This window comes from Pontimicrobium sp. MEBiC01747 (genome assembly GCF_053601635.1).
Genome location: NZ_JBSHNS010000066.1, coordinates 1 through 1,597 on the forward strand (window position 1 = coordinate 1; position 1,597 = coordinate 1,597).

The following is a 1,597-nucleotide window of genomic DNA, read 5'->3' on the forward strand; positions in this document are numbered from 1 at the left end:
GATTGGTATACAGGAAATACTTGTAATGCAGGAGGAAACCATACGTATCAAGAAGGAGCAGCATGTAAAGGATGGGGAAATCCAGATTTAATGGCTACTAGTGGAGGCTGGGTGTTAACGGCCAATCAGGAAAGTTGTGGTGATGGTGGCGGTAGCACTAATACATCTGGAAATCCAAACAGTAACCCAAGCGGAAGCCAAAGTGGTGGTTATGACAATGGTACAAATTATGTTCCCCCAAAGACAACGCCTGCATTATGCCCTACTTGCCCTCTTATTGGTGAAGATGACCAAGATCCCCATATAGAAAGCTTAAATAAAATAGTCGCCATCCCTAAAATAAAAACAGAATTACACCGTTTAAAAACTAGTATGGGTTTTTCTACTCAAGAAGATGGAAAACGTTTTATCTATACAGGGGATGCTATAAATAATCCTGATACATATAGTGATGCTACGTTTACATCACAAGAACCAACAGATGGTGAATCTGATGCATTATTTTTTCCGCCTTTAGAAGACAACACTCTCATAGGTGCGCATTTCCACCCTGATTTAGATAGTAGTATTCCACCACAACCAATACGCAAAGTGCCAAGTGGCACAGACCTTGCAGAACATATAGTCATGGTAAAAGCGATAGCGGCACAAAATCCGACAAGTTCACCTAATATCAACCAAGTAACTAACTTTGTTGTGTCTAAGGGGAACTCGGGTAAAACCTATGCTATTAGAACAAATGATGAGGAGAGTATTGTTAACCTTGAAGGCGATTATAGTGTTGATGGTAATGAAAGAAAAAGAATAGCTAGAGAATTGGGCGAGATTATTCTAACCATTAACCCAAATGATACTGTCGCACAAGAACAAGCCATTGCTAATTTTATAGCAATTAAATTACCAGGCTTATCTTTATATGTCGCAGTTTATAATAGTGAAGGAGAAATAATTAATTGGATTAAACTTTAAAAATCGATAAAAAAATGAAAAACATATATATACATGCACTTATGCTTTTAATGGCTATAAGTAGTTGGTCGCAAAATTTAGTTGCGCCTATAGAAACTCAATATACAACGAACTTCTTAGCTAGCGATGTTAGTTTTAAAGACGTAAATGGTGAACTCAATAAATTTATAGGCACGTGGGTTTATGAAGATACAGCAACCAATACCCATTTTGAAATTACTTTTTCTAAGATTGAAGATTTTGTAATCTACTTAAGAAATTGTACGGAAGATAGATTAACTGCACAGTTCAAATTAATTATAGATGGTGTAGAACAGTATAACACCTACATCACCGATTACGGCAAAATGATTATGGTAGATGGTTTTGCTTCCACTTTTACCTATTTAGCAGATGGTAGTGTGATTAAAAATCCACCTTCAGTTAATCGCTATCACTTAGCCATTGTAGAGCCTGGTTTATCAAAATATATTGGGTCTTCAGATTTAACAATAGAATATACCAATACGTCTGGGGAAGAGACGTTAGATTGGAAAAACGCCGTTAGAAAAGTAACCAATATCGCATCAGGCGAACAAGTAAATGTCTACAAAATGCCATTAGAAATGGTGTTAGTAAAGCAGTAGTC

At 36.5% G+C, this 1,597-nt stretch carries 2 protein-coding genes; both read left to right on the plus strand.

Features of this window, described 5'->3' with window-relative positions; translation table 11 throughout:
• A partial coding sequence (locus tag ACVC2P_RS01100; protein ID WP_452596640.1) for a hypothetical protein occupies positions 1-969 on the plus strand: 969 nt, incomplete at its 5' end.
• A 14-nt stretch (positions 970-983) separates the two neighbouring features.
• Positions 984-1,595, plus strand: a complete 612-nt coding sequence (locus ACVC2P_RS01105) for a DUF6705 family protein (protein WP_452596641.1) — start codon at positions 984-986, stop codon at positions 1,593-1,595.
• Positions 1,596-1,597: the final 2 nt, after the last annotated feature.

What these genes read in the sequence shown, in the direction of transcription:
- ACVC2P_RS01105 (WP_452596641.1), top strand. Translation starts at nt 984, where the DNA reads ATGAAAAACATATATATACATGCACTTATGCTTTTAATGGCTATAAGT.